Annotated in this window: 17 protein-coding genes, 1 tRNA gene and 1 pseudogene; all 19 read left to right on the top strand. The window is 54.7% G+C overall.

Translation table 11 applies throughout. The annotated features are described in order from the left end of the window. Positions 1 to 2 precede the first annotated feature (2 nt). The 19 genes and pseudogenes from ACTNC3_RS01890 (at position 3) to ACTNC3_RS01800 (ending at position 23338) form a co-directional block, all read left to right on the top strand. Complete coding sequence (locus tag ACTNC3_RS01890) at positions 3 to 908, top strand: hypothetical protein (RefSeq protein WP_441226280.1); 906 nt, start codon at positions 3 to 5, stop codon at positions 906 to 908. Between the two features lie 5 nt (positions 909 to 913). Further along, on the top strand, positions 914 to 1768 hold the full coding sequence (cdaA, locus tag ACTNC3_RS01885) for a diadenylate cyclase CdaA (RefSeq protein ID WP_441226279.1): 855 nt from the start codon (positions 914 to 916) through the stop codon (positions 1766 to 1768). Further along, on the top strand, positions 1765 to 2940 hold the full coding sequence (locus ACTNC3_RS01880; RefSeq protein ID WP_441226278.1) for a CdaR family protein: 1176 nt from the start codon (positions 1765 to 1767) through the stop codon (positions 2938 to 2940). The genes cdaA and ACTNC3_RS01880 overlap by 4 nt, the downstream gene beginning before the upstream one ends. A 20-nt stretch (positions 2941 to 2960) precedes the next feature. After that, positions 2961 to 4385: an O-antigen polymerase gene (locus ACTNC3_RS01875; RefSeq protein WP_441226277.1), complete on the top strand. Its 1425-nt coding sequence runs from the start codon at positions 2961 to 2963 to the stop codon at positions 4383 to 4385. Next, positions 4382 to 5521, top strand: coding sequence for a sporulation integral membrane protein YtvI (gene ytvI, locus ACTNC3_RS01870; protein ID WP_441226276.1), 1140 nt, complete (start codon positions 4382 to 4384; stop codon positions 5519 to 5521). Before ACTNC3_RS01875 ends, ytvI begins: the two co-directional genes overlap by 4 nt. Before the next feature lie 181 nt (positions 5522 to 5702). Next, positions 5703 to 6155, top strand: coding sequence for a DUF6465 family protein (locus ACTNC3_RS01865; protein WP_410043010.1), 453 nt, complete (start codon positions 5703 to 5705; stop codon positions 6153 to 6155). A gap of 140 nt (positions 6156 to 6295) precedes the next feature. Beyond that, positions 6296 to 7681: an RsmF rRNA methyltransferase first C-terminal domain-containing protein gene (locus ACTNC3_RS01860; RefSeq protein ID WP_441226275.1), complete on the top strand. Its 1386-nt coding sequence runs from the start codon at positions 6296 to 6298 to the stop codon at positions 7679 to 7681. Between the two features lie 347 nt (positions 7682 to 8028). Continuing rightward, on the top strand, positions 8029 to 9384 hold the full coding sequence (locus tag ACTNC3_RS01855; RefSeq protein ID WP_441226274.1) for a carboxyl transferase domain-containing protein: 1356 nt from the start codon (positions 8029 to 8031) through the stop codon (positions 9382 to 9384). After that, positions 9384 to 10091, top strand: a pseudogene (locus tag ACTNC3_RS01850) (OadG family protein); the annotation flags it as partial. The gene ACTNC3_RS01855 and the pseudogene ACTNC3_RS01850, both read left to right, overlap by 1 nt. Further along, a complete protein-coding gene (locus ACTNC3_RS01845; protein WP_441226376.1) occupies positions 10083 to 10526 on the top strand; it encodes a biotin/lipoyl-containing protein in 444 nt (147 codons plus the stop codon). The pseudogene ACTNC3_RS01850 and the gene ACTNC3_RS01845, both read left to right, overlap by 9 nt. Before the next feature lie 38 nt (positions 10527 to 10564). Then, on the top strand, positions 10565 to 10927 hold the full coding sequence (locus ACTNC3_RS01840) for a biotin/lipoyl-containing protein (RefSeq protein ID WP_410043007.1): 363 nt from the start codon (positions 10565 to 10567) through the stop codon (positions 10925 to 10927). 62 nt (positions 10928 to 10989) lie between these two features. Then, positions 10990 to 12138 carry a sodium ion-translocating decarboxylase subunit beta gene (locus ACTNC3_RS01835; RefSeq protein ID WP_410043006.1) on the top strand — a complete coding sequence of 383 codons (1149 nt, stop codon included), beginning with the start codon at positions 10990 to 10992 and terminating at the stop codon, positions 12136 to 12138. A 16-nt stretch (positions 12139 to 12154) separates the two neighbouring features. Further along, complete coding sequence (locus ACTNC3_RS01830) at positions 12155 to 13561, top strand: pyruvate carboxylase subunit B (RefSeq protein WP_410043005.1); 1407 nt, start codon at positions 12155 to 12157, stop codon at positions 13559 to 13561. A 359-nt stretch (positions 13562 to 13920) separates the two neighbouring features. Beyond that, entirely contained in the window at positions 13921 to 15996 is a 2076-nt protein-coding gene (locus ACTNC3_RS01825; RefSeq protein WP_441226273.1) for an SH3 domain-containing protein, read from the top strand. Between the two features lie 123 nt (positions 15997 to 16119). Beyond that, positions 16120 to 17730: a cadherin-like beta sandwich domain-containing protein gene (locus ACTNC3_RS01820; RefSeq protein WP_441226272.1), complete on the top strand. Its 1611-nt coding sequence runs from the start codon at positions 16120 to 16122 to the stop codon at positions 17728 to 17730. A 114-nt stretch (positions 17731 to 17844) separates the two neighbouring features. Beyond that, positions 17845 to 20415, top strand: coding sequence for an ATP-dependent Clp protease ATP-binding subunit (locus ACTNC3_RS01815; protein WP_441226271.1), 2571 nt, complete (start codon positions 17845 to 17847; stop codon positions 20413 to 20415). A 71-nt stretch (positions 20416 to 20486) separates the two neighbouring features. Continuing rightward, on the top strand, positions 20487 to 21872 hold the full coding sequence (gene radA / locus ACTNC3_RS01810; RefSeq protein ID WP_441226270.1) for a DNA repair protein RadA: 1386 nt from the start codon (positions 20487 to 20489) through the stop codon (positions 21870 to 21872). A 61-nt stretch (positions 21873 to 21933) separates the two neighbouring features. Further along, a tRNA-Trp gene (locus ACTNC3_RS01805) sits at positions 21934 to 22004 on the top strand. A gap of 170 nt (positions 22005 to 22174) precedes the next feature. Next, a complete protein-coding gene (locus ACTNC3_RS01800) occupies positions 22175 to 23338 on the top strand; it encodes an MBL fold metallo-hydrolase (protein WP_410043000.1) in 1164 nt (387 codons plus the stop codon). Positions 23339 to 23428: the final 90 nt, after the last annotated feature.

Genomic DNA, 23428 nt, shown 5'->3' with positions numbered 1-23428 from the left:
AGATGACACAGCTGGTCGATATGAAGGATGAATTACAGAAGTTTTACATCAAAAATGAATACTGGCTCACACCTGTACTGAAGGCGCTGACCGCGTTCCTGTGCTTTTTCATGATCCGGATTCGCATAGGCTCCGACAGCATGTTCGGCAGTCTGCTGATCGCGATCGCCGCTGCTGCGCTGTGCTCGTTCCTTCCGTGGACGGCTGTGACGGTCATGTCGGCGGTTTTTGTGCTGGGCAATGCCTATGGCACGTCGATGGAGCTCGCCCTTCTGGCGGCCTTCATCCTCCTGCTGATGGCGCTCGCACAGTCGGCCTTCCGTGCAGGAAATGCGATTCTGATCGTCCTGGTTCCCCTGCTGTTTTATCTGCATGTACCCTATGTACTCCCGGTCATCGCAGGGCTCAGCCTCGGACTGATGTCCATCGTACCGGTATCCATCGGTGTGATGATGTATTATTTTATCGAGTATATCTCGGAGAATGCATCTAAGCTCAGTGTATCGACGAAGGATCCGATGGAGATGGCGAGCCAGTATGCCAGCATCTTTCAAGGCTACTTTCAGAACCGCACGATGATCGTGTCCATCATGGCCTTCGCCATCTGCATCGTGCTGGTGTTTATCCTTCATCAGATGGTGTTTTCGTATAACTGGGGAGTCGCGGTCATCGTCGGACTCCTCTCGATCCTGGTGGTTTCTGCCATCGGATCCGCGCGGCTCGGAGCCACCTTCTCTTTCAGCACGGCACTGATCGGCGTGATACTTTCCGGCATCCTCGCCCTTCTGTATGCACTGGCCTTCCATGGTGCAGACTATAAGGGGACGGAGCGCTTACGTTTCGAAGATGATGACTATTTCTATTTTGTAAAGGCGATTCCGAAGCTGAAATCAGGAAATGAGGCATAAATCGAATGACAGGAATGATTGAAAAAATGAAAAGCTGGGTGAGCCTCCTGCCACCGATCGGCTATACCAACATCCTCGAGATCATCATCCTCGCGGTGCTCGTATATGAGATCCTTCTCTGGATCAAAAATACGAGAGCCTGGGAGCTGCTCAAGGGTCTGCTGGTCATCGCCGCCTTCATCACTGCAGCGGCGATCCTTCATCTCACGACCATCATGTGGCTGATCGAACGGATCTCAACGGTGGCCATCATCGCGACCGTCGTCATCTTCCAGCCGGAGCTCCGAAAAGCGCTGGAACAGCTCGGCAGCCGGAACTTCATCGCCAATCTGATTCCGGATGACGGGATCGATGACGCCAGTGTGACGACGATCAACGAAATCATCCGTGCGACCTTCGAGATGGCGAAGAAGAAGACCGGAGCACTCATCGTGATCCAGCAGAATCAGCCACTGAAGGAAATCGAAGAGACCGGTATCCGTATCAACGGTATCGTGTCGTCGGCACTGCTGATCAACATCTTCGAGAAGAACACACCGCTGCATGACGGTGCTGTCACGATCGTCGGTGATAAGGTTACGGCCGCGACCTGCTATCTGCCGCTGTCCGATACCGATATCTCGAAGGACTTCGGTACACGTCATCGTGCTGCGCTCGGCATGTCTGAGACGAGTGATGCCGTTACGATCGTGGTCTCGGAGGAGACCGGTCGTGTGTCAGTCGCTGCAAACGGGAAGCTCTGCCGTGCACAGGATGCTGAAGCTCTGCGCTCGATGCTTCCGACGAGAGAGCAGAAGGAGATGGATAAGAATACACGCTTCCGTATCTTCCGTAATACACGAAAGGAAGGCAAAGCATGATAAAACATTTCTTTACGGAAAATCTGCCGCTCAAGGTGCTGAGTCTCCTGATCGCGCTGCTCCTCTGGCTGCTGGTGGTCAATGTCTCGCATCCGGAGGTCACGGATACGAAAACGGTGCCGCTCGAGGTCGAGAATCAGTCGACCTTTGCGGCGCAGAATAAATCCTGGGAAATCGATCGCACGAGTGTGACCATCAGCTACAGTGTCCGCACGAACAGCCGCTCCCTCATCAGTGCGTCGGATTTTCATGCCTACGTGGATCTGAAGGATTACAGCATCACCGGAGCCGTCCCGATCTATGTGGATGTACTGAATGACAAGGACGAGCTGATCGGAGATGTGACGGTCCGTCCGACGGTCACCCGGGTCATCATCGAGGATATCCAGGAAAAGAAATTTGAAATCAAAAATACCGTGCATGGTACACCGAAGAGCGGCTACAAGGTCGCGAATGTGATCGTCAGTCCGGAACATGTCTATCTGAGTGGTCCGCAATCTGAAATCGGCCGCGTGTCCAGTGTCGGAATCGATGTGAATGTAGAAGGCATCGCACAGAACGAGGATGGGGTTGCTGAGCTCGTATACTATGATGCAAATGGAAATCAGCTCTTTGACCTGAAGAACGTCAGTGCGTCGACGAGCTCGATCCACTATGCCGTGACCCTGTATAAGGAGAAGTCCATCAACCTTCTATCCAGTGTCAGAGGCACACCGGCCGCGGGGTATCAGTATGAGTCGACCGCGGTTTCACCAGCGACCGTGAATCTGGCGGCGTCGACCTACATCATTGATGGCATGACGGTGTTCGAGCTTCCGAAGATCGATATCAGCGGTGCCAGCGGAACGAAGACCATCACCTTTAATCTGGCAGACTATCTCCCGGCCGGTGTTATGCTGGCGGAGGATCAGGACGCCGAGGTCAATGTGACGGTCCGCATCGAAAAGATACCGGAGACAGAGGAGACGTCGACCGACAGCGACGAGACCGCTGCGACGACGGCACTCATCTCCGGATCACAGAGTGCGCATACCAGTGAGACTACGGCGGCAGAAGCGAAGCTGCCGGAGAGCAGTGCCCAGGACGGAGATACCGAGCCGGAGGTGACGGGCGCTTCGCATGAGTCGGGCAGTACACATGAAGAAACACTGCTCAGCCAGTCCGGACACTGATCGGAGAATGCATAAATTTCATGAAAACAGAATGGTTTAAACTTGGTATCTATACAGCAGCGTATGTCATGAGCTTCGTGCTGGGAGAGGCGGGTCTTTCCGCCCCTTCCGGCCTGTGCCTGATCTTCGCTGCTGCTTTTTTATATCTTTCAGAGTACCGGAGAACGGCGTATCTGCTGAATCTTCGGGGCCTGCTCGCCCTCGGTCTCCTCGGCGGGGAAGGCATCGCCCGTTTTCAGCTGAGCCGGCTGAGCACCGACTGGACGCTGGAAACCTGGCTTTCGTTCTATCTTTTTTATCTGATTTTTGATCTTTCGGCACAGCTCGCCGATCATGCAGGAGCCATCCGATCCGCCCGATCTGGAGACGATGCGGATCGTAGTGCATCCTGCAGCGTGGTACCGGATCCGCTGGCGTCCACAGCTTCTATAGATGTCCGGGATGTCGGTGGGGTGCCCGGTCGCTTGGCGACAGGAGAGAGCGCAGGACCGGATCTTCGTTTCTTTCGGTATGCGATCCTCGGTCTGCTCGGTATTTCCTGGGCGGCGTTTCTTTTTGAGGCGCGGCGGCTCGGCTTCGTACCGCTCTTTACGGTCGATACGCCACATGCCTACAGCTACTTCCATGTAAAGGGTGTGCACTACTTTACGACGCTGGCTGTGCTTACTCCGGCGGTCTCGATGCTGTATCTCGGTGCGCGGCGGAAACACGGACTTCGCCCGGATGTGCTGACACTCCTCGGACTGCTGCTTCCGATCATCCTGACGATCCTGATGGTGTCCCGTTTTCAGTTTATGATTTCGGTGATTCTGGCTGTTTTCGTGGCCTTGCTTTCAGGCCGCCGTTATAAGCTGTGGCAGCTTCTGCTGCTCCTCGCGCTGATGATCGCTGCCTATGTCTTCATCACGATCGAGCGTGCGCATTCCGTCGAGTACCTGAACGGCATCTTCGAGATGAAGGATCCGTCGACCCCGATCTTTATCACCCAGCCGTACATGTACATCGCAAACAACTATGATAATTTTAATGTCATGACCCGTGAGCTGACGGTCCACGCGCATGGACTCCGCATGCTCTATCCGTTTGTGACGCTGAGCGGGATCAAGTTCTTCGTCCCGTCACTGGCGCAGGGCTTTCCGCTCTTCGTGACGAAGGAAGAGCTCACGACCGTCACGATGCTCTATGACGCATGGTATGACTTCGGTCTCAGCGGGATCGCTGTGTTCGCACTCGTGCTCGGCCTCGTTTCAGGGCGGGTCGCACGTACCTGTCGAAAGAATCAGAACCCGTTCTCCGTGCTTCTGTATGCACAGCTCGCTTTCTATTATCTGGTTTCGTTTTTTACCACCTGGTTCAGTAACCCGGCCACCTGGTTTTATCTGGGCATCAGTTTCCTGCTGTACCTTGCGTATGCATGTACTGTGCGAAAAAGGAGAAGAGAATGAAGCGTTATACGCAGCTGATCTTAAATATCCTGGTACCGATCCTGATGATTGCGGCGGTCGTCATCTTCGTTCCGAAGCTGATCATCTTTTTTATCCCGTTTATCATCGGGGCCGTCATCGCATGGATCGCCAATCCGCTGATTCGTTTTCTGAATACGAAAACGAAGCTGATGGAACGGCAGCATGCGTCGGTTGTCATCATCATCTTCATGCTCGTACTGATCGGCGCGATCCTGTATCTCGTCCTCAGCGTAGCTGTCCGTTTCTGCGTCGGCTTCGCAAAGGATCTGCCGGATATGGTGCGGGACCTCGCACAGCTTCTCAGGGAGTTTCTGCTTTCGCACCAGAGTCTGCTGCAGCACCTGTCGCTGAATCTGCCGGGGACGGGAGCGGATGGCGCTGCGGTTATACTGAATCTCAATAAGCTGAACAGCAGCATCGAGGAATCGCTGCTCGGCTTCGTAACGAATATCTCTGCGCCGATCGCCAATGTCTCCATCGGTGCGGTTCGCTCGATTCCGAATGTCCTTGTATATTCGGTCGTAACGATTTTTTCTGCGTACTGCTTCTGTAAGGATGGCGAACACTATGTCGAGCGGGTGAAGGCGTGGATTCCGAAGGAGCTGTTCCGTTACTATGAGCTGCTGAAGGCAGATATACGGAGGATCATCCAGGGCTGGCTGCTGGCACAGTTTAAGATCATGTTTGTCGTCTTCCTCGTGCTGGCGATCGGCTTCCTCCTGCTGCGTGTGCGCTATGCACTTCCGCTTGCTGCATTGACCGCTTTTCTGGACTTCCTGCCGATGCTTGGGGTCGGCTTCATCTTGTGGCCATGGATCGTGCTCGACCTCTTCAGCGAGAATCTGGTGCAGGCGCTCTGGCTCGTCGTGATCTATGTCGCGACCCAGATCGTGCGCCAGTTCATGCAGCCGAAGATCATGGGTGATACGATGGGGCTCTCCCCGTTCCTGACGATTCTGTTCATGTACCTCGGTTACCGCTTCTATGGCTTCGTCGGGCTGATTTTCGCGGTTCCGGTCGGTATGCTCGTGATGTGCTTTTACCGCTATGGCGCCTTTAAGAAGATGACGGCCTCGATCCAGGCACTCTATCGGGACCTGATCTCCTTCCTGTAAACGCATCTCCGGGTATCCGTGTGCAGTGATTTATTCATGGAAAACGTGAGAGAAGTTTTACAGGCAGATCGCGGGATTCATACACGCTTCCCGGCGAATACATTGACAAATCAGATGGTACGAAATATAATTCTTAAAAATTAAATATTTTTTTATAGTTATTTTAGAAGGAGATAATCAAATGGAGAAGAAGACAAAGGCTACAGAAGCAAAGAAGGACGCAGCTCTGAAGGAGTCTTTCACTGAGATCAAGAAGGCTGTAGCAGAGACTGCGAAGGCTGCTGAGAAGAAGGCCGCTCCTGCAAAGGAAGCAGTTAAGGAAGAGGCTCCGAAGAAGGAAGCCGCTCCGAAGAAGACCGCTCCAGTGAAGAAGACAGCTCCAGCAAAGAAGACAGAAGAGAAGAAGCCGGCAGAGAAGACCGCTCCGGCGAAGGCAGAAGTGAAGACAGCTGTTACATTACAGATCGATGGCAGAGATTTCGATCCTGCAAAGATCGTTGCAGACGCACAGAAGGCGGCTGAGAAGATCAAGAAGGATGTCAAGGATGTACATATCTACATCAATGTAAACGATCAGGCTGCATACTTCACCGTCGATGGTGAGGGTAAGCCGGAGTACAGAGTAAACCTGTAATTCAGCATTTCGATCATAGAGAACGATTCATCGAAGGGTGAATCGTTCTTTTTTATATACACAGGATGCCGTTATCTGATAAAATACGAGCGTTGCAACAGGCTGTGATCACAGGAACGAATCATGAGTGAGAGGTGAATATGAAGCAATTACCGGCGGAGTTCTGTACCCGCATGAAAGCCCTTCTTTCCGAAGGGGAATATGACGCATTTCTCGAGAGCTTCGAAAAGCCGGCCGTCCGCGGGCTGAGGCTCAATCTTCATAAGCTGATGGAGCTCGAGGAGAGCGGGAATCCGGAGGCGATCCGCTACGCGAAGCTCGTCGCGGACTGGCATCTCGAGCCCATGCCGGAGAGCAGCAGTATCTCCTTCCGTGGACAGACGATGTATGCGTCCTTCTATCTCGACGACCATTATCTCGAGTCCATCGGTATCCGTCCGGGAAAGCATCCCTATCATGAGGCCGGACTCTACTATATCCAGGGACCGGAGGCGATGCAGGTCGTACAGCATATGCAGATCCGTCCCTTCGACCGGGTGATTGACCTCTGTGCGAGCCCTGGCGGAAAATCAACCCAGGCTGCGGATCTGCTGTCGGGTGATGCCGGTGGCTTCCTGATTTCCAACGAATACGTCGCCCTGCGCGCCCGGACACTGAGCTCAAACATCGAACGTATGGGTATACGCAATGCGGCCGTACTGAACGAGGATACAGGGAAAATTGCAGATCATTTTCCTGAGTTTTTCACGAGGGTGCTCGTGGATGCGCCGTGCTCCGGAGAAGGTATGTTCCGAAAGGATGATACGGCGATCACAGAGTGGTCACCGGAGAATGTCCACATGTGTGCAGAGCGTCAGCGGGAGATCACGGCTAATGCATATCGCATGCTGGCACCGGGCGGTATCCTCGCCTACAGTACCTGTACCTTCGAAAAGGAAGAGGATGAGGATATACGGGATTACCTCCTCAGCTCCTTCCCGGAGTTGAGCCTTCTCTACGAGAAGCGTGTGTGGCCGCACCGTGAGCCTGGGGAGGGACACTATATGGCGATCTTCCGTAAGTCCGGCAGCGATCCGCTGGCCGCACTGGAGAAGACGTATGGTACGTGCATTTCGGGACCGGATCGAGCATTCGAGGAGAAGGACTACCGAAGGCAGCAGGTGAAGGATCAGGGGTACCTCGTACCATCGATGCTGCCGGAGCTTCGTGGCCTGCGCTGTCTCCGTGCCGGCATCCAGTCGGAAATGAGTCTGAAAAACCGAACAGAGCCGGCGCATGCGCTGAGCCATGTGCTGAATCCGGCGGATGTCGCCGGGCTTCGGCAGTTTGATCTCGAGCGTTGCAGCTATCCGGCGACCGATCCGCGCATCGACCAGTATCTTCGCGGACTGCAGATCACGGCACCGGAGGGCGTCGACGGAAAGGGCTGGTGCATCGTCTGTGCAGACGGCGTTGCCCTCGGACTCGGGAAGCTGGTGAACGGACAGGTGAAGAATCATTTCCCGAAGGGACTGCGCTTCGTATAAAAAGACACAGCGGGCAGAAAGGAAGCGGCATCTTGCTGCTTCCTTTCTGCCTGGGATTCAGGATAAAAAATAGAACGGTAAAAGCCGCTGAAAATGAAAATAAATTCCATTTCAAAACGTCAAAAATATGTGCATGTGTTTTGCGAAAAGCCATAATTGTATAAGGAAATCCTTATAAACCCTATATTCTCGGGCTTATCATGTCAGCATTATACCTGATATTACTTTCACGAAGTTTGAAAAAAGCACCCATTTCGGGTTGAATTATAAATGTGCTTCATATACAATATAGACGTCATAAACCGGGGATTTTTCCCCTTGTTTAGATACGAAATGGAGGATAAAAAATGGATAATCAGTCAACATCATCCGCTCTGACGAGAATTCAGTCACTGCTCGATGAATTCAGCTTCGTTGAAGTTGGCCGTCTTGTAGAAGCAAGATCAACAGACTTTAACATGGCTGAGAAGAAGGCACCATCTGACGGTGTTGTTACCGGTTATGGAACCATCGACGGCAACCTCGTGTATGTATATGCACAGGACGCTGCAGTTCTGGGTGGTTCGATCGGTGAGATGCATGCGAGAAAGATCGCCAGCATCTATTCTATGGCCATGAAGAATCAGGCTCCGGTCATCGCTCTTCTCGATTGCACCGGCGTACGTCTCGAGGAGGCAAACGACGCACTTTTCGGTCTCGGCCGTATCTACAAGAAGCAGACGCTCGCCAGTGGTCAGATCCCACAGATCACAGCCATCTTCGGAAACTGTGGTGGCGGACTTACGGTTCTCGCTGGTCTTTCCGATTACGTACTGATGGCAGAGGGCGCAAAGGCATATGTCAATGCTCCGGATGCCGTTCTTGGTAACAAGGACGACGCGATCGCACAGGCTGCAAAGCGCGAGGAGTATGGTCTCGTAGACTTCGATGGCACAGAGGATGAGGTATTCGCTCAGATCCGTAAGGTCGTTTCCGTACTTCCGGGCAACTGTGAGGACGGCGGCGTACTCGACGAGTGCACCGATGATCTGAACCGTGCCGTAACCGGCTTCGATACCCTGTCTGCAGACGAGGCTGTACAGCAGCTCGCAGATAACGGTGTATTTATCGAGACCAAGAAGGGCTATTCCCATGATGTCGTAACCGGCTTTGCACAGATCGGTGGCGAGACCGTTGCGATCGTTGCAAACAAGGAGAAGGCACTTACATGGAAGGGCGCAGAGAAGGCAGCCAAGCTGGTTACTTTCGCCAATGCTTATGACCTTCCGGTCATCACGGTCGTTGACGTGACTTCCTATAAGAATACAGAGTGCACAGAGAGCCATATGCCGACCTCTGCTGCCAAGCTTGCATATGCATATGCAAATGCAGATGTTCCGATGATCACCGTTGTAAAGAACGCACTCGGTACAGCAGGCCTCAGCTTCGGTGCAAAGGCACTCGGCGCGGACGTGGTTTATGCATTTAACAGCTCAAAGATCGGTGTTATGGACGCTACACAGGCTGCAAAGGTAGTCGCTGACGGCGATGCAGAGGCAGAGAAGAAGTTCGCCTCTGAGAATACGGCACTCGCTGCTGCAAAGCGTGGTTATGTCGATGAGATCATCGCTCCGGAGGAGACCAGACAGAGAATCGCAGCTGCTCTTCAGATGCTCGGCTATAAGAGTGTATACAGACCTGACAAGAAGAGTGGCACCGTTTAATGAGAGGAGACAGAATGAAACAGTGGTTTAGAAAAGCTGCTCTCTGTTTTGCTCTTGCACTTTCCGTTCTTACACTGGCAGCTTGCGGAAACTCATCGAAGGACACGGTTGAGCCGATCGAGCCATCCGTAAAGTCCGCACTTGAGGAGCAGGCAAAGCAGTATGCGGAGCAGAGCATCTATGCTCTGAGCGATGCTGAGATCGAGTCTCAGATCAAGTCCGCATACAAGACAAAGGATGAAATCACCTATAACGGCCTTACCAATTATCTGAATGATAAGGATCGTCTCGGTGCTTTCGTCAGTGTAGACGATGCAGTTGCATCCAAGACAGAAGATGGCTATTCCATCGTAATTAATTCAACTTTTGAGAAGAGAACCCTGAAGCTTACCCTCGGTCTCAATGAGCTGACCGGTAAGACGACGGAGATGACCTTCGAGCCGCACTACTCACTCGCTGAGCAGATGGAGGATGCAGGCGCGAACCTTGCGGTAGGTATGGGTACCGTCTTCGTAGTTCTCATTTTCATCGCCTGGGTGATCTCCATGTTCAAGTACATCAGTGTATTTGAGAAGAAGATGAAGGGCAAGAAGGCACCGGCAGAGGCACCAAAGGCTGCCGCACCGGCACCGAAGGCCGCAGCTCCAGCTCCGGCTGCAAAGCAGGACGATGTGATGCAGGCGGTTATCGCCGCAGCGATCGCCGCTTATGAGGCAGATACCGCCGGCGCGCAGAATGAGAACGGCTTCGTACCAGGACCGACACTTCAGAATGGTCTCTTCGTACGTCCGCTTCGTTCACGCAGCTTCGCACCAGCCGCTTCCGAAGCCGCAGTTTCCGCACCGGTTGTCACTTCCGTGGCTCCAGCGGCTGCACCAGTCGCAGCTGCCGCTCCGGCTCCGGCCGCAGCACCTGCAGGCGCACAGGGATCCGTAAAGGTGGAGTCCCCGATGCCAGGTAAGATCCTCGCAGTAAAGAAGAGTGTCGGCGACACGGTGAAGAGCGGTGACGTCATCCTCATCCTTGAGGCGATGAAGATGGAGAACGAGATCGTGGCTCCACAGGATGGTACCGTAGCATCGATCAATGTTTCCGTCGGTGATTCCGTAGAGTCCGGCGCAACACTTGCAACATTAAACTGAGATGGGCGATAGCCCTTTAGAATTCGAGAGGTATTAAGATGAAGAAATATACTATTACCGTAAATGGCGTCGCTTATGACGTAACCGTAGAAGAGGGTGGCAGCGTAGCATCTGCACCGAAGGCAGCTGCTCCAGCAGCACCAGCAGCAGCTCCGGCTCCAGCCGCAGCACCTGCAGGCGCACAGGGATCCGTAAAGGTAGAGTCCCCGATGCCAGGTAAGATCCTCGCAGTTAAGAAGAACGTCGGCGATGTTGTAAAGAGCGGTGATGTGATCCTCGTTCTTGAGGCGATGAAGATGGAGAACGATATCGTAGCACCTCAGGATGGCACCGTAGCTTCCATCAACGTTTCTGTTGGTGATTCAGTAGAGTCAGGTGCAACCCTTGCAACTCTGAACTGATCTTTGATCAGATCGTGTCAAGTGTTGATTTGATTTTGCTGTACTGGAGGTTATAAAAACATATGAATATATTAGAAACCTTAACAAACCTGCTCCAGCAGACAGCATTCGTAAGCATGACATGGGGAAATGTGCTGATGATCATCGTCGCATTCGTCTTCCTGTATCTTGCCATCGCTAAGGGCTTCGAGCCACTTCTTCTGGTTCCGATCGCCTTCGGTATGCTGCTCGTCAATATCTATCCGGACATCATGCTGAGCCCGGAGGATTCGATCAATGGAACAGGCGGACTGCTTTGGTACTTCTTCCATCTGGATGAGTGGACGATTCTTCCGTCCCTGATCTTCATGGGTGTAGGCGCACAGACCGACTTCTCCCCGCTGATTGCAAACCCGATCACCTTCCTGCTCGGTGCTGCTGCTCAGTTTGGTATTTATGCCGCTTATTTCATGGCGATTTTTATGGGCTTCAACGGAGCCGCTGCGGCAGCCATCTCCATCATCGGTGGAGCCGATGGACCTACCTCCATCTTCCTGTGCAACAAGCTCGGACAGACCTCTCTGCTCGGACCGATCGCCGTAGCGGCATATTCCTATATGTCCCTCGTTCCGATCATTCAGCCGCCGATCATGAAGGCGCTGACCACCGAGGAGGAGAGAAAGACCAGAATGCCACAGCTTCGTCCGGTATCGAAGCTCGAGCGTATTCTCTTCCCGATCATCGTTACGACCATCGTATGTATCCTTCTTCCGACCACGGCTCCGCTCGTAGGTATGCTGATGCTCGGTAACCTGTTCAAGGAGTCCGGTGTCGTAAAGCAGCTTACAGAGACCGCATCGAACGCGATGATGTATATCGTCGTTATCATGCTCGGTACGTCTGTCGGCGGTGCAACTTCTGCGGAGGCCTTCCTGAACCTGGATACCCTGAAGATCGTTGCACTCGGACTGATTGCCTTCGCATTCGGTACCGCTGCTGGTGTTGTGCTCGGTAAGATCATGTATGTCGTTTCCGGTCATAAGATCAACCCGCTCATCGGTTCTGCCGGTGTATCTGCCGTCCCGATGGCAGCGCGTGTATCCCAGAAGGTGGCTTCTGAGGCGGATCCTACAAACTTCCTGCTTATGCAGGCCATGGGCCCGAACGTAGCAGGTGTTATCGGTACTGCTGTAGCAGCCGGTACCTTCATGGCTGTTTACGGCGTGAAGTAATGAAAGAGGAGATAAAATGGCTAAAGTAAAAATCACTGAGACTGTGCTGCGTGATGCACATCAGTCATTAATTGCAACCCGTATGCCGAGCTCCGAGATGGAGCCGATTCTGGACACCATGGATCAGATCGGTTACAACGCCGTAGAGTGCTGGGGCGGTGCGACCTTCGATTCCTGCCTTCGTTTCCTGAAGGAGGATCCATGGGAGAGACTTCGTATGCTTCGTAAGCACTTCAAGAACACGAAGCTTCAGATGCTCTTCAGAGGTCAGAACATCCTCGGCTACAATCACTATGCAGATGATGTCGTAGAGAACTTCGTAGAGCGTTCCATCGCAAACGGTATCGATATCATCCGTATCTTCGACTGCTTAAACGATATTCGTAACCTCGAGACGGCTGTAAAGGCAACCAAGAAGGAGGGCGGTCACGCGCAGATCGCACTCTGCTATACACTGGGTGATGCGTATACCCTCGAGTACTGGGAGAACCTCGCACGTGATGTTGAGTCTCTCGGCGCAGATTCCCTCTGCATCAAGGATATGGCAGGCCTTCTGCTTCCGCAGGCAGGCTATGACCTCGTGAAGGCACTCAAGAAGGGGACCTCCCTTCCGATCGAGATCCACACCCATTACACCTCCGGTATGGCTTCCATGACCTACCTCAAGTGCGTAGAGGCGGGTGCAGATATCATCGATACCGCTTCCACTCCGTTCGCTCTTGGTACTTCTCAGCCTTCTACCGACGTTATGGTAAAGGCGTTTGAGGGTACAGAGTACGATACTGGTATCGATGTAAACAAGCTCATCGAGGTTTCCAAGTACTTCGAGCCGTATCGTGAGGAGTGCCTGAAGTCTGGGCTTATGTCCACGAAGGTGCTTGGCGTTAATGTCAACACCCTTCGTTATCAGGTTCCGGGCGGTATGCTCAGTAACCTCATCTCTCAGCTTGACAAGGCTGGCCAGATCGATAAGCTGAACGCCGTTCTCGAGGAAGTTCCGAGAGTTCGTAAGGACTTCGGTGAGCCACCTCTCGTAACCCCGTCTTCTCAGATCGTGGGTACACAGGCGGTGATGAACGTCCTGACCGGCGAGCGCTATAAGATGGTTCCGAAGGAGTCTCATAAGCTCGTTGCCGGTGAGTTCGGCCGTACCGTAAAGCCGATGGATCCGGAGATGATGAAGAAGGTTCTGAAGCCAGGTGAGACCCAGATGACCGACCGTCCTGCAGATCATATCGCTCCGCAGATGGCTCAGTTCACCGAGGAGACCAAGAAGCTCGTGAAGAACCCGACACCGGAGGACGTACTTGATTATGCTCTGTTCCCGGCTGTAGCGAAGGATTTCTTTGCTTACCGTGACGCACAGCAGACCGGCTTCGCCGCAACCGCTGGTGACAAGGAGAACAAGGCGTATCCAGTTTGATCTGAACTGATTTATCCTTTCCATATCGAAGCCCCGGACCTTTCGGTCCGGGGCTTCTTTGGCTACTGTTCTGACGGCGGGGCCCGAAACGCTTACGGATCCCTACGGCGACGGGGCAGATTTCCTGACAAATTCTTTACAAAAACTGATCGCTTATATTAATAATTCGTTTTGCGATTGAAGCATGCTGCAGAAATCGATATACTGTAGAGGTGATTTTGGGCGTTTTCGTCCGTTTTTCGAACGCCTCGAAGTACGAGACTGGATCGAAAAGCCTGGAAGTGATGCCTACGTGCGGACAGAAGAACATCCGCCTAGCACTTCTTTTTACGTAATCTATAGTAATGGAGCATATATTCATGAAAAAACATAAAACGAAATCCCTTCAGCACAGCGTCGGTACGGCACTGCTTTCGCTCTGCCTTCTGCTGACACCGGCCGGCACTGCGCTGAATGCACTTCCTTCTGCCTATGCGGCACAGGCGGCGGTCATCCGCGGGACGAACGTCAATGTCCGTGCGTCCGCCAGTACCTCGAGCCAGCTGCTGACCTCCCTCGGAAACAACACAACGGTCTCGATTCTGAATCAGACGACGGGCAGTGATGGCAAGGTCTGGTATCAGATTTCAGCCGGCGGAGTGACCGGTTACGTTCGTTCGGATCTCGTGTCTACGCAGAGCGTGGCCTATACCACGGATGCAAATTTCGAGGCGTACCTCGCACAGCAGGGCTTCCCGGAAAGCTACAAGGCTGGACTTCGGACGCTGCATGCACAGCATCCGACCTGGATCTTTAATGCCGTACAGACCGGTCTCGACTGGAATACCGCCGTCGCTTCCGAGCTGCAGGGTACCTCGAGTCTGGTCGAAACCGGATCGAAATCCTCCTGGAAGTCGACCGACGCCGGGAAGTTTGACTGGACGAGCTCGACCTGGCCTGGCTTCGATGGCGCGACCTGGGTCGGCGCATCGCGGGAAATCGTCGCCTATTTTATGGATCCACGTAATTTCCTGGATGACAGCTATGTCTTCCAGTTCGCGGTGCATGATTACAATGCAGAGCTTCAGACGATCGATGGACTCCGATCCATGCTGCAGGGTACCTTCCTCAGTGGGCAGGTCGCGATCGATGCTTCGAGTCCGCTCTATGCGGCGGCGGTCGCAGCACAGGGACTGAGTGCGTCCACGAACGCGGTGGGTGGTCAGACGGTGACGGACGCCGGCAGTGGCACAACGACACAGACGGGCAGCGGAGAGTCCCTGCTCGGCTATGAAGGACCGGGGGCCACGAGCGCGGCCAATGCCTCCAGCGATACACAGGCGCCAGCCGGGACAACAGCCATTACCGCCACGAATGTGCTCGAGGGCACGGATTCGATGTCGACGAGCGTGATGCCAGGCACCAGCGGTCCGGGTATGGGGAACGCCGCGATGGGGACGACGAACGCAACGAACATGATGGGCGGCACCGTGACCGTTTCGTATGCCGACATCCTCATGGAGGCAGCGGAGCAGTCGAAGGTGAGCCCGTACATGCTCGCAGCGATGATCCTCCAGGAGCAGGGCAGTAAGGGTACATCCGGCTCGATCTCCGGAGCGACCGGCTACTATAATTATTTCAATGTCGGTGCCTATGCGGCGAACGGTATGACCGCGGTCGAGCGCGGCCTCTGGTATGCTGCGCAGTCCGGCAGCTATAACCGTCCATGGAATACACCGGAGAAGGCCATCGTGGGTGGTGCGCTCTTCTATGCACAGAACTACCTCTCAGCCGGACAGAATACGCTGTATCTCAAGCGCTTCAACGTCCAGGGCTCCAATATGTTCAAGCATCAGTACATGACGAACACCGCCGGAGCCGCTGAGGAGGGCAAGAACCTCGGGAAGGCCTACACCGACACGATGCGTGCCGGGATCCTCGTTTTCAACATCCCGGTTTATAACGGCATGCCGGAGACTCCGTGTCCGATGCCGACGAAGGATGGCAACCCGAACAACAAGCTGCAGTATCTCGCGGTCGATGGCTTCACCCTGACCCCGAGCTTCAACCTCGATACGACATCCTATACGCTCGTCGTCGATCCGTCCGTACAGATGGTCAATGTCTCTGCCGTGGCTTATCACAGCGCTGCACAGATCAGCGGTGCCGGACAGATCCTGCTGGATACGCCGACGAAGGTCGTGACGATCACCGTGACCGCACAGAACGGGGATCAGCGGAACTATCAGATCACGATCAGCCAGTCCGCAGGCGGACAGCTTGGAAATACGCTGCAGATGGGCATGACCGGCAGCAGCGATGTCAGCCTCCAGACGGGTACGTCGATGCCGGGGATGACGACGACCGTAACGGGTGCACAGACACCGGCGGTCGGCGTGAGCCCGACCGGAACCGTCGTGACGGATGTGGTTGCGGGAACAAACGGCCCGATGTAAAATAAAAGCATGTGGTAAACAGCTGGGCAGCGGAGGATGCTGCCCGGCTTCGCCATATGTTCCGTCCGCCGCTGTGAAGGCGGCATGATCTACGATGATAATCCACTTAAGATAGAGGTACGCATGAAACGTTTTTCATATTTCATAACAACCGTTCTTTTCACACTGCTTTTGTCGATGCAGGCACTTGCGTCGAGCGCGGCCATCACCTTCTCGGACCCGAGCGTCACGGTCGGGTCGGATGTCAATGTCACGATGAAGGTGTCGAGTGGCGAGACGACGCTGGCCCGTGCCGACGTGACCCTCGCCTATGATGCGAATCTGCTTGAGTTTGTCAGTGGTACAGACGCATCGGGAGGCGCCGGCACCGTACGTATCAATGGCGGCACCAATGGCAGCGGCACCGGAACCCTCGAGTATAATCTGAAGTTCCATACCCTGTCTGCCGGCACCGCTACCCTGACGATTCAGAATTACAACATCTACGATGCCGATGAGAGCTTCGCAGAGCTCGAGCACCAGGGCTCGTCCACCGTGACGATCAGCTCGGCAGCCGCCGCATCGACGAATACACAGCTGTCGTCGCTCGTGGTTTCACCAGGCACCCTGAGCCCGGCATTTTCAGCCGATACGACCAGCTATTCACTGATCGTCGGTACAGAGGTTGATACCCTGGCAATCAATGCGATCGCCGCAGACAGCACCGCCTCCGTTCAGGTGAGTGGCAATGAGCAGTTAAGCATGGGCGAGAATACCGTGACGATCACAGTGACGGCCGCCGATGGTACGAGCCAGGCGGTTTATACACTGGACGTTACGAAGCAGGAGGGTGGACCGAATGTCGGTGATACGACGACCGCAACGACGAACGAGGGTGTAAAGCTCAGCGCAAAGGATAAGACCATCACCATCATGAATCCGGGCTCCGATGTCGAGATTCCGGAGGGCTTCGCAGAAAGCACGATCGACATCGACGGGCATCAGGTGAAGGGCTGGGTATGGAAGCTCGATACCGATCACCAGTACTGCATCGTGTATGGCATGAACGAGGCGGGCGAGCTGAATTTCTACCGCTATGACCTGACGGAGAAGACCATCCAGCGCTATTTCGAGGATCCGGTCGAGCAGCAGCTGAAGGCGGATGCAGAACAGTACCCTGAGCTGGTATCCCGCTATGACGCACTGGTTCGTCAGTATAATCATATGTTCATCCTGACCTGTATCCTGGCGGTGGCTGTCCTGGGCCTGCTGGTATTTGTGATCGTACTCGTCACCAGACGTCATGATGGTCAGGGAAGCAGCACGGTTCGACGCATGAATGCGTCTGAAAAGAACCGTGTGAAGCCGGTCTCCATCGAGGATGAGGGTATGGATGCCGTCGGAGCTGAGACTACCTCACTGGAGGAGACGATCCCGCTTCATAAGCTCGGAGAGCTTCCGAAGCGAAGCACAGACCTTCCGGACGACCGTGATACGGAGGAAAGCGAGCTCGATGCAACACGCGTCCTGAAGCCGGAAGACCGTGCTGCGATCTCGGACAGCGATGCTTCCGAGCGCACGCATGGCCTCGATATCGAGGACCTCGACGACGTCGATGAGCCGACGATCGCACTCCATGATCTCGGTGGCGTGCAGCACGCACCGACGGAGCCGGAGGAGGAGAAGGAGGATCTCGAGCACACAAGAGCCTTCCAGATGCCGAAGGATCCCGGACTGGATATCGAGGATCTTTAAATCATAAGAGCAGAAGGAGAGCCTGCAGCTGAAGCTGCAGGCTCTCCTTCTTAAATCAAGATTGATTCAAATCCTGAAATGCACTAGAATATCCTTCATGAAAGGTGGTAAAGCATGAATCAGTTTACGATACAGGCACAGCGTGCGCTGCAGCTCGCGATCGAAGCGGCAGAGGAGCTGGGCCATCAGTACATAGGAACCGAACACATCCTTCTCGGTCTTCGTCGTGAGGGCACGGCGGTGGCCGCGAAGGTCCTGCAGTCCAATGGCATCGATGATCAGAAGATCCTCGATATGATCGCGAAGTTCATCTCTTCGGATACGAAGGTGACGATCCGTGAGCGTGCAGGCTATACGCCATCGGCGAAGCGTCTCATGCAGAATGCGATGCAGGAATCGCTGCGCGCCGGGGCCCGTCTCGTCGGGACAGAGCACATCCTGATCGCGATGCTGAAGGATACAAACTGCGTCGCTTCACGTATCATCGCGACACTCGGCGCGAACGCGCAGCGTATGTACCAGCAGATCATGGCGGTCATCGGGGACGATGTCGTGATCGATGATCAGAGCCGCCCGCAGGCAGCACAGCAGCCGGTATCGGATACACCGACGCTGGATCAGTATGCGCGGGATCTCACGGCGATGGCAGCGGAAGGAAGGCTCGACCCGGTGATCGGTCGGGAGCGGGAGATCATGCGTGTCGTCCAGATCCTGTCCAGACGCACGAAAAACAATCCATGTCTGATCGGTGAGCCGGGTGTCGGCAAGACCGCCGTGGTTGAGGGACTGGCGGAGCGTATCGTCGCCGGTGATGTCCCGGATACCATCCTGCAGAAGCGTGTCATGTCTCTCGATATCTCCAGCATGGTCGCGGGCTCGAAGTACCGCGGTGAGTTTGAGGAGCGCATCAAGCGCGTCATCGCCGAAACCGTGAAGAACGGACAGGTTCTGCTCTTTATCGATGAGCTGCATACCATCATCGGTGCTGGCGGTGCTGAGGGTGCACTCGATGCGGCGAATATCCTGAAGCCGGCCCTGGCCCGTGGTGAGCTCCAGATCATCGGTGCGACGACCCTCGATGAGTACCGGAGGCACATCGAAAAGGATGCAGCGCTCGAACGTCGTTTCCAGCCGGTGACGATCGATGAACCGAGTGAAGAGGAGAGCTATGCGATCCTGCAGGGCATCGTATCGAAGTACGAGGAGCACCATCAAGTGCTGATCGACGAAGCAGCGCTGAAGGCAGCCGTCACCCTTTCGGTCCGCTATATCAATGACCGTTATCTGCCGGATAAGGCCATCGACCTCATCGATGAGGCAGCGTCGAAAATCCGGATCCTTCACTCCGGCGAACCGGAGAACATAAAGAAGCTCCGTGCGAAGATCGACGCGATGGATGCGGAGAAGGAAGACTGTATCCGCCGTGAGGATTTCGAAGCGGCTTCCCAGATCAAGAAGAAGCAGCAGCGGGAGAAGGCAAAGCTGGAGCGTGCACTACAGAGCTGGCAGTCGGAGAAGGAGGAGCATAAACTTCACGTCACCGAGGCCGACATCGCGCGTGTGGTCTCCGAGTGGACCCGTATCCCGGTAGAGAAGCTCACGGAGGGTGAGGCAGAACGCCTCATGCGTCTCGAGGAGACGCTGCATAAACGCGTCATCGGACAGACTGAAGCGGTGTCTGCCGTTGCGAAGGCGATCCGTCGCGGACGTGTGGGTCTCAAGGATCCGAAGCGTCCGATCGGCTCCTTCATGTTCCTCGGACCGACCGGTGTCGGTAAGACGGAGCTCAGTAAGGCACTGGCCGAGGCGATGTTCGGCTCCGAGGCGGATCTCATCCGCGTCGACATGTCTGAGTACATGGAGAAGTACAGCGTTTCTAAGATGATCGGATCGCCGCCAGGCTATGTCGGCTACGATGAGGGTGGTCAGCTCAGTGAGAAGGTGCGCCGGAACCCATATTCCGTCATCCTCTTCGACGAGATCGAGAAGGCACATCCGGATGTACTGAACGTGCTTCTCCAGTTGCTCGATGACGGTCACATCACCGATGCCCAGGGCCGGAAGGTTTCCTTTAAGAATACGATCATCATCATGACGTCAAACGCCGGCGCCGAGCAGATCGTGAGCCCGAAGCGGCTCGGCTTCGACACCGGTGGGGATGAGAAGGCGAAGAACTACCAGATCATCCGATCCCGTGTGATGGAAGAGGTGCATCGTCTTTTCCGCCCGGAGTTTCTGAACCGTGTCGATGACATCATCGTCTTCCAGCCGATCACGAAGGAGGACCTCCGTGCGATCCTCGACATCATGATGAGGGATATGGTGAAGAACGCACTCGAGGAGCTCAATATCCGGCTTCACCTCGATGCGGATGCAGCGAACCTCCTCATCGAGCGTGGCTACGATCCGAAGTACGGTGCACGTCCGCTGCGCCGGGTGCTTCAGACTGAGCTTGAGGATAAGCTCGCAGAGGAGATCCTGAGTGGACACATCGCGAAGAATTCCAGTGTTCGGATCGGCGTCGATAAGGATGGCAAGACCCTGAAGTTTCAGGGGCGTCGTCTGCCATCTGCCGGCGCTCGTCATGCGAAGAAGGAATCGACGACTGCTGTGAAGGATCAGGCTATGGAAACGCAACCGATCGATGCGACGCAGATCGCGGCGGAACAGGCAGAAAACAAGTAAATCTGTATCATATGCACAGCTACGCACGAACATCTCGATGTCCGTGCGTGCTGTTTATAAGAGGAAATACTATGGCGAAAAGTACATCGCGCTACTTCTGTAAGGAATGTGGCTATGAATCTGCGAAGTGGCTCGGTCAGTGTCCGAGCTGCCGCGCATGGAATACCTTCGTGGAGGAACCGGTCGTAAAAGCATCTCCGGCTTCCGGCTTCAGCCGAAACACCGGCACGCGTCCGCCTCGGCAGCGACCGGTGCGTGTCGATGAAATCGCCCTCGAAAAGGAGGATCGTATCTCGACCGGTTTCCAGGAGCTCGATCGTGTGCTCGGCGGTGGTATCGTCGTGGGCTCGATGGTATTGCTCGGTGGTGACCCGGGCATCGGAAAATCGACGATCCTGCTCGAGGTATCGCGAAATCTGGCAGCGGACGATGGAAAATCGGTTCTCTATGTCTCCGGTGAGGAGAGCCTCAAGCAGATCAAGCTGCGTGCAGAGCGCATTCGGCCGATCTCCGGAGATCTTCACTTCATGACGGAAACGAATATCGAGAACATCATCGAGACCATCCGGGAGGAAAAACCGGACTTCGTCGTCATCGACTCAATCCAGACGATGTATACCGAGAGCGTCACGGCGGCTCCGGGCTCGGTCAGTCAGGTGCGTGAGTCGGCCGCTCAGCTGCTGCGCACCGCGAAGGAGTGCGGCATCGCCATCTTCCTCGTCGGTCATGTGACGAAGGACGGGACCGTCGCCGGTCCGAAGATCCTCGAGCATATGGTTGACGTCGTCCTCTTTTTCGAGGGCGAGTCCGGAAGCAGCCTCCGCATCCTGCATGGGCAGAAGAACCGTTTCGGTTCGACGAACGAGATCGCGGTGTTCGAGATGGATGGTGCCGGGCTGCATGAGGTGCTGAACCCGTCCGAGCTACTGCTTTCCGGTCGACCGATCGGCGCCAGCGGTTCGGTCGTCACCTGTGGCATGGAGGGCACGCGCCCGCTGCTGATCGAGATTCAGGGCCTGCTCGTACCGAGTGCCTTTAATCTGCCGCGACGTACGGCGAACGGCATCGATTATAATCGCCTGAACCTGCTGATCGCCATCGTCGAAAAGCGGCTGAATCTCGAGATCGGGAAGTACGATGCCTATGTCAATATCACCGGCGGACTGCGTATCGCCGAGCCGTCCATGGACCTCGCCGTTATCATGGCGCTGATTTCTTCTTATATGAATATCGAGATCCCGGAGGATGTGATGATCTTCGGTGAGGTCGGACTGAGTGGCGAGGTACGTGCCGTATCGAACGCCGACCAGCGGATCGAAGAGGCGGCCCGTCTTGGCTTCCATAAGATCGTGCTTCCGGCCTTTCATATGAAGAAGCTGCGTCAGCCGAACCTGTCGGCCTGCGAGCTCGTCCCGGTGCGCAGCATCCGGGAAGCGGTAAAAATTCTCAAGAAATAGTGCTTGACTTACAGGTGCAAAATGAGTATTATAAACGAGTCGTCAAAACGACGGCTCATACAGGGGTTTCATCCAATGGTAAGATATCGGTCTCCAAAACCGCTCATGGGGGTTCGAATCCCTCAACCCCTGCGAAGGAGAAGGAATCAGACGTTGGTCTGGTTCCTTTTTTTTATATGGTCTGCTCGTGTTGTAGCTGCAGTACGAGCGGGCGAACACAGCAGGGATTCTGAAACAACGGATGTTTCAGAATCATCATTTCCATCCGGATATCGGATCACCTCTTTACGACGGAGTGTAGCATGACGAACAAAGCAGAGCTTTATACGGAAATTCTTCCTGGCATTTATCGTGTGAGCCTTCAAGATATGACGGTTCAGCAGGGCGTAAATCGAGTTCAGATTTTTATCATCAAGGGATCACCGACTGTCCATGACGGCCGCAGCCTGATGATCGACGCGGGCTTCAAGGACCCGGGCTGCTATCAGAAGCTGAAAAAGGCACTGGCGGAGCTGGAGATTCCGGTGGATCAGCTGGATCTCTACCTCACACATCGTCACCATGATCACTCCGGTCTCGCCGAGACCTTTGCTGCCGATGGTGTCCATCTGTTCATGAATCCGGCGGAGGAGCGTCATCCGTACGACTGTCTGTCCTATCGTGTCAGTGGCGACAGCCAGCGTGCACAGACGAAGGTCATGCGATGGGTCGGTATCACGCCGGATCACACGCCGTATGCCTGGGAGAATTTTCTGCGCTTTTCGAAACGGGTAAAGGACCATGGCGAGTGGGCGCTGTCGATCAGCGGCTTCCCATATACGCCGGTGAAGGAAGGGGATGTCTTCTGTTATGGCGACTACCGTTTCCGTAGTATCCCGCTGAAGGGACATACCTATGGGCAGATCGGACTGATCGAGGAAGAGAAGCACATCCTCTTTACCGCGGATCAGCTGATTCACGGTATCTCTCCGATCGTGGTCACGACCTATCCGGATGAACACCTTCTGGAGGGGATGTTCGCATCGCTTCGAAAGATCAAGGAGGAGCATGCCGACTGGACGATCATCCCATCCCATGGTGAGATCATTCAGGATGTCCCTGCAGATGTCGACAGCATCGTCTACAGCTATCTCAATAAGAGCACGGTGGCACTCGAGTATTTAAGAGCCAGGGCGACTGCCTGCCGGACGGAGACATCGGCCGAAGGAAAGAGTGGAAGCGAGCTCAGTCAGGCGAAGGACGAAATCGATGACGGGCATCAGCCGCAGGAGCGGACGGTACGCCAGGTTGCGAAGGCCATCTACCGGATGGAGGACCATCCGGAGGACGAGGAGGTCTTTTTCTCCTATAAGATGCTGATCACGAAAACCTTCAGCCTGCTGGAGTACCTCCATGATGAGGGCTTCGTCCGGCGGATCGACCGGAATGGTGTGCTCTACTGGAGTGCGGTGGAACCGACGGAATAAGAATCTCCGAGAGCGGCAGTTTCAGAACAGTTCAGATACAGAATTGTGTGCACAGCGGTCTCCCGAAAGGGAGGGTGTGCGCACCGACAG

Origin of the sequence: Oribacterium sp. HCP3S3_B9, from assembly GCF_052064255.1 — a bacterium.
Taxonomy (GTDB): Bacteria; Bacillota; Clostridia; order Lachnospirales; family Lachnospiraceae; genus Oribacterium.
The sequence above is the reverse complement of the archived record's forward strand: the minus strand, read 5'-3'. Positions and strand labels throughout refer to the sequence as shown.

Bases quoted from the DNA above. Each gene is read 5' to 3' on its own strand.
- ACTNC3_RS01890 (WP_441226280.1), top strand. From the start codon at position 3: ATGACACAGCTGGTCGATATGAAGGATGAATTACAGAAGTTTTACATC.
- cdaA (WP_441226279.1), top strand. From the start codon at position 914: ATGACAGGAATGATTGAAAAAATGAAAAGCTGGGTGAGCCTCCTGCCA.
- ACTNC3_RS01880 (WP_441226278.1), top strand. From the start codon at position 1,765: ATGATAAAACATTTCTTTACGGAAAATCTGCCGCTCAAGGTGCTGAGT.
- ACTNC3_RS01875 (WP_441226277.1), top strand. From the start codon at position 2,961: ATGAAAACAGAATGGTTTAAACTTGGTATCTATACAGCAGCGTATGTC.
- ytvI (WP_441226276.1), top strand. From the start codon at position 4,382: ATGAAGCGTTATACGCAGCTGATCTTAAATATCCTGGTACCGATCCTG.
- ACTNC3_RS01865 (WP_410043010.1), top strand. From the start codon at position 5,703: ATGGAGAAGAAGACAAAGGCTACAGAAGCAAAGAAGGACGCAGCTCTG.
- ACTNC3_RS01860 (WP_441226275.1), top strand. From the start codon at position 6,296: ATGAAGCAATTACCGGCGGAGTTCTGTACCCGCATGAAAGCCCTTCTT.
- ACTNC3_RS01855 (WP_441226274.1), top strand. From the start codon at position 8,029: ATGGATAATCAGTCAACATCATCCGCTCTGACGAGAATTCAGTCACTG.
- ACTNC3_RS01840 (WP_410043007.1), top strand. From the start codon at position 10,565: ATGAAGAAATATACTATTACCGTAAATGGCGTCGCTTATGACGTAACC.
- ACTNC3_RS01835 (WP_410043006.1), top strand. From the start codon at position 10,990: ATGAATATATTAGAAACCTTAACAAACCTGCTCCAGCAGACAGCATTC.
- ACTNC3_RS01830 (WP_410043005.1), top strand. From the start codon at position 12,155: ATGGCTAAAGTAAAAATCACTGAGACTGTGCTGCGTGATGCACATCAG.
- ACTNC3_RS01825 (WP_441226273.1), top strand. From the start codon at position 13,921: ATGAAAAAACATAAAACGAAATCCCTTCAGCACAGCGTCGGTACGGCA.
- ACTNC3_RS01820 (WP_441226272.1), top strand. From the start codon at position 16,120: ATGAAACGTTTTTCATATTTCATAACAACCGTTCTTTTCACACTGCTT.
- ACTNC3_RS01815 (WP_441226271.1), top strand. From the start codon at position 17,845: ATGAATCAGTTTACGATACAGGCACAGCGTGCGCTGCAGCTCGCGATC.
- radA (WP_441226270.1), top strand. From the start codon at position 20,487: ATGGCGAAAAGTACATCGCGCTACTTCTGTAAGGAATGTGGCTATGAA.
- ACTNC3_RS01800 (WP_410043000.1), top strand. From the start codon at position 22,175: ATGACGAACAAAGCAGAGCTTTATACGGAAATTCTTCCTGGCATTTAT.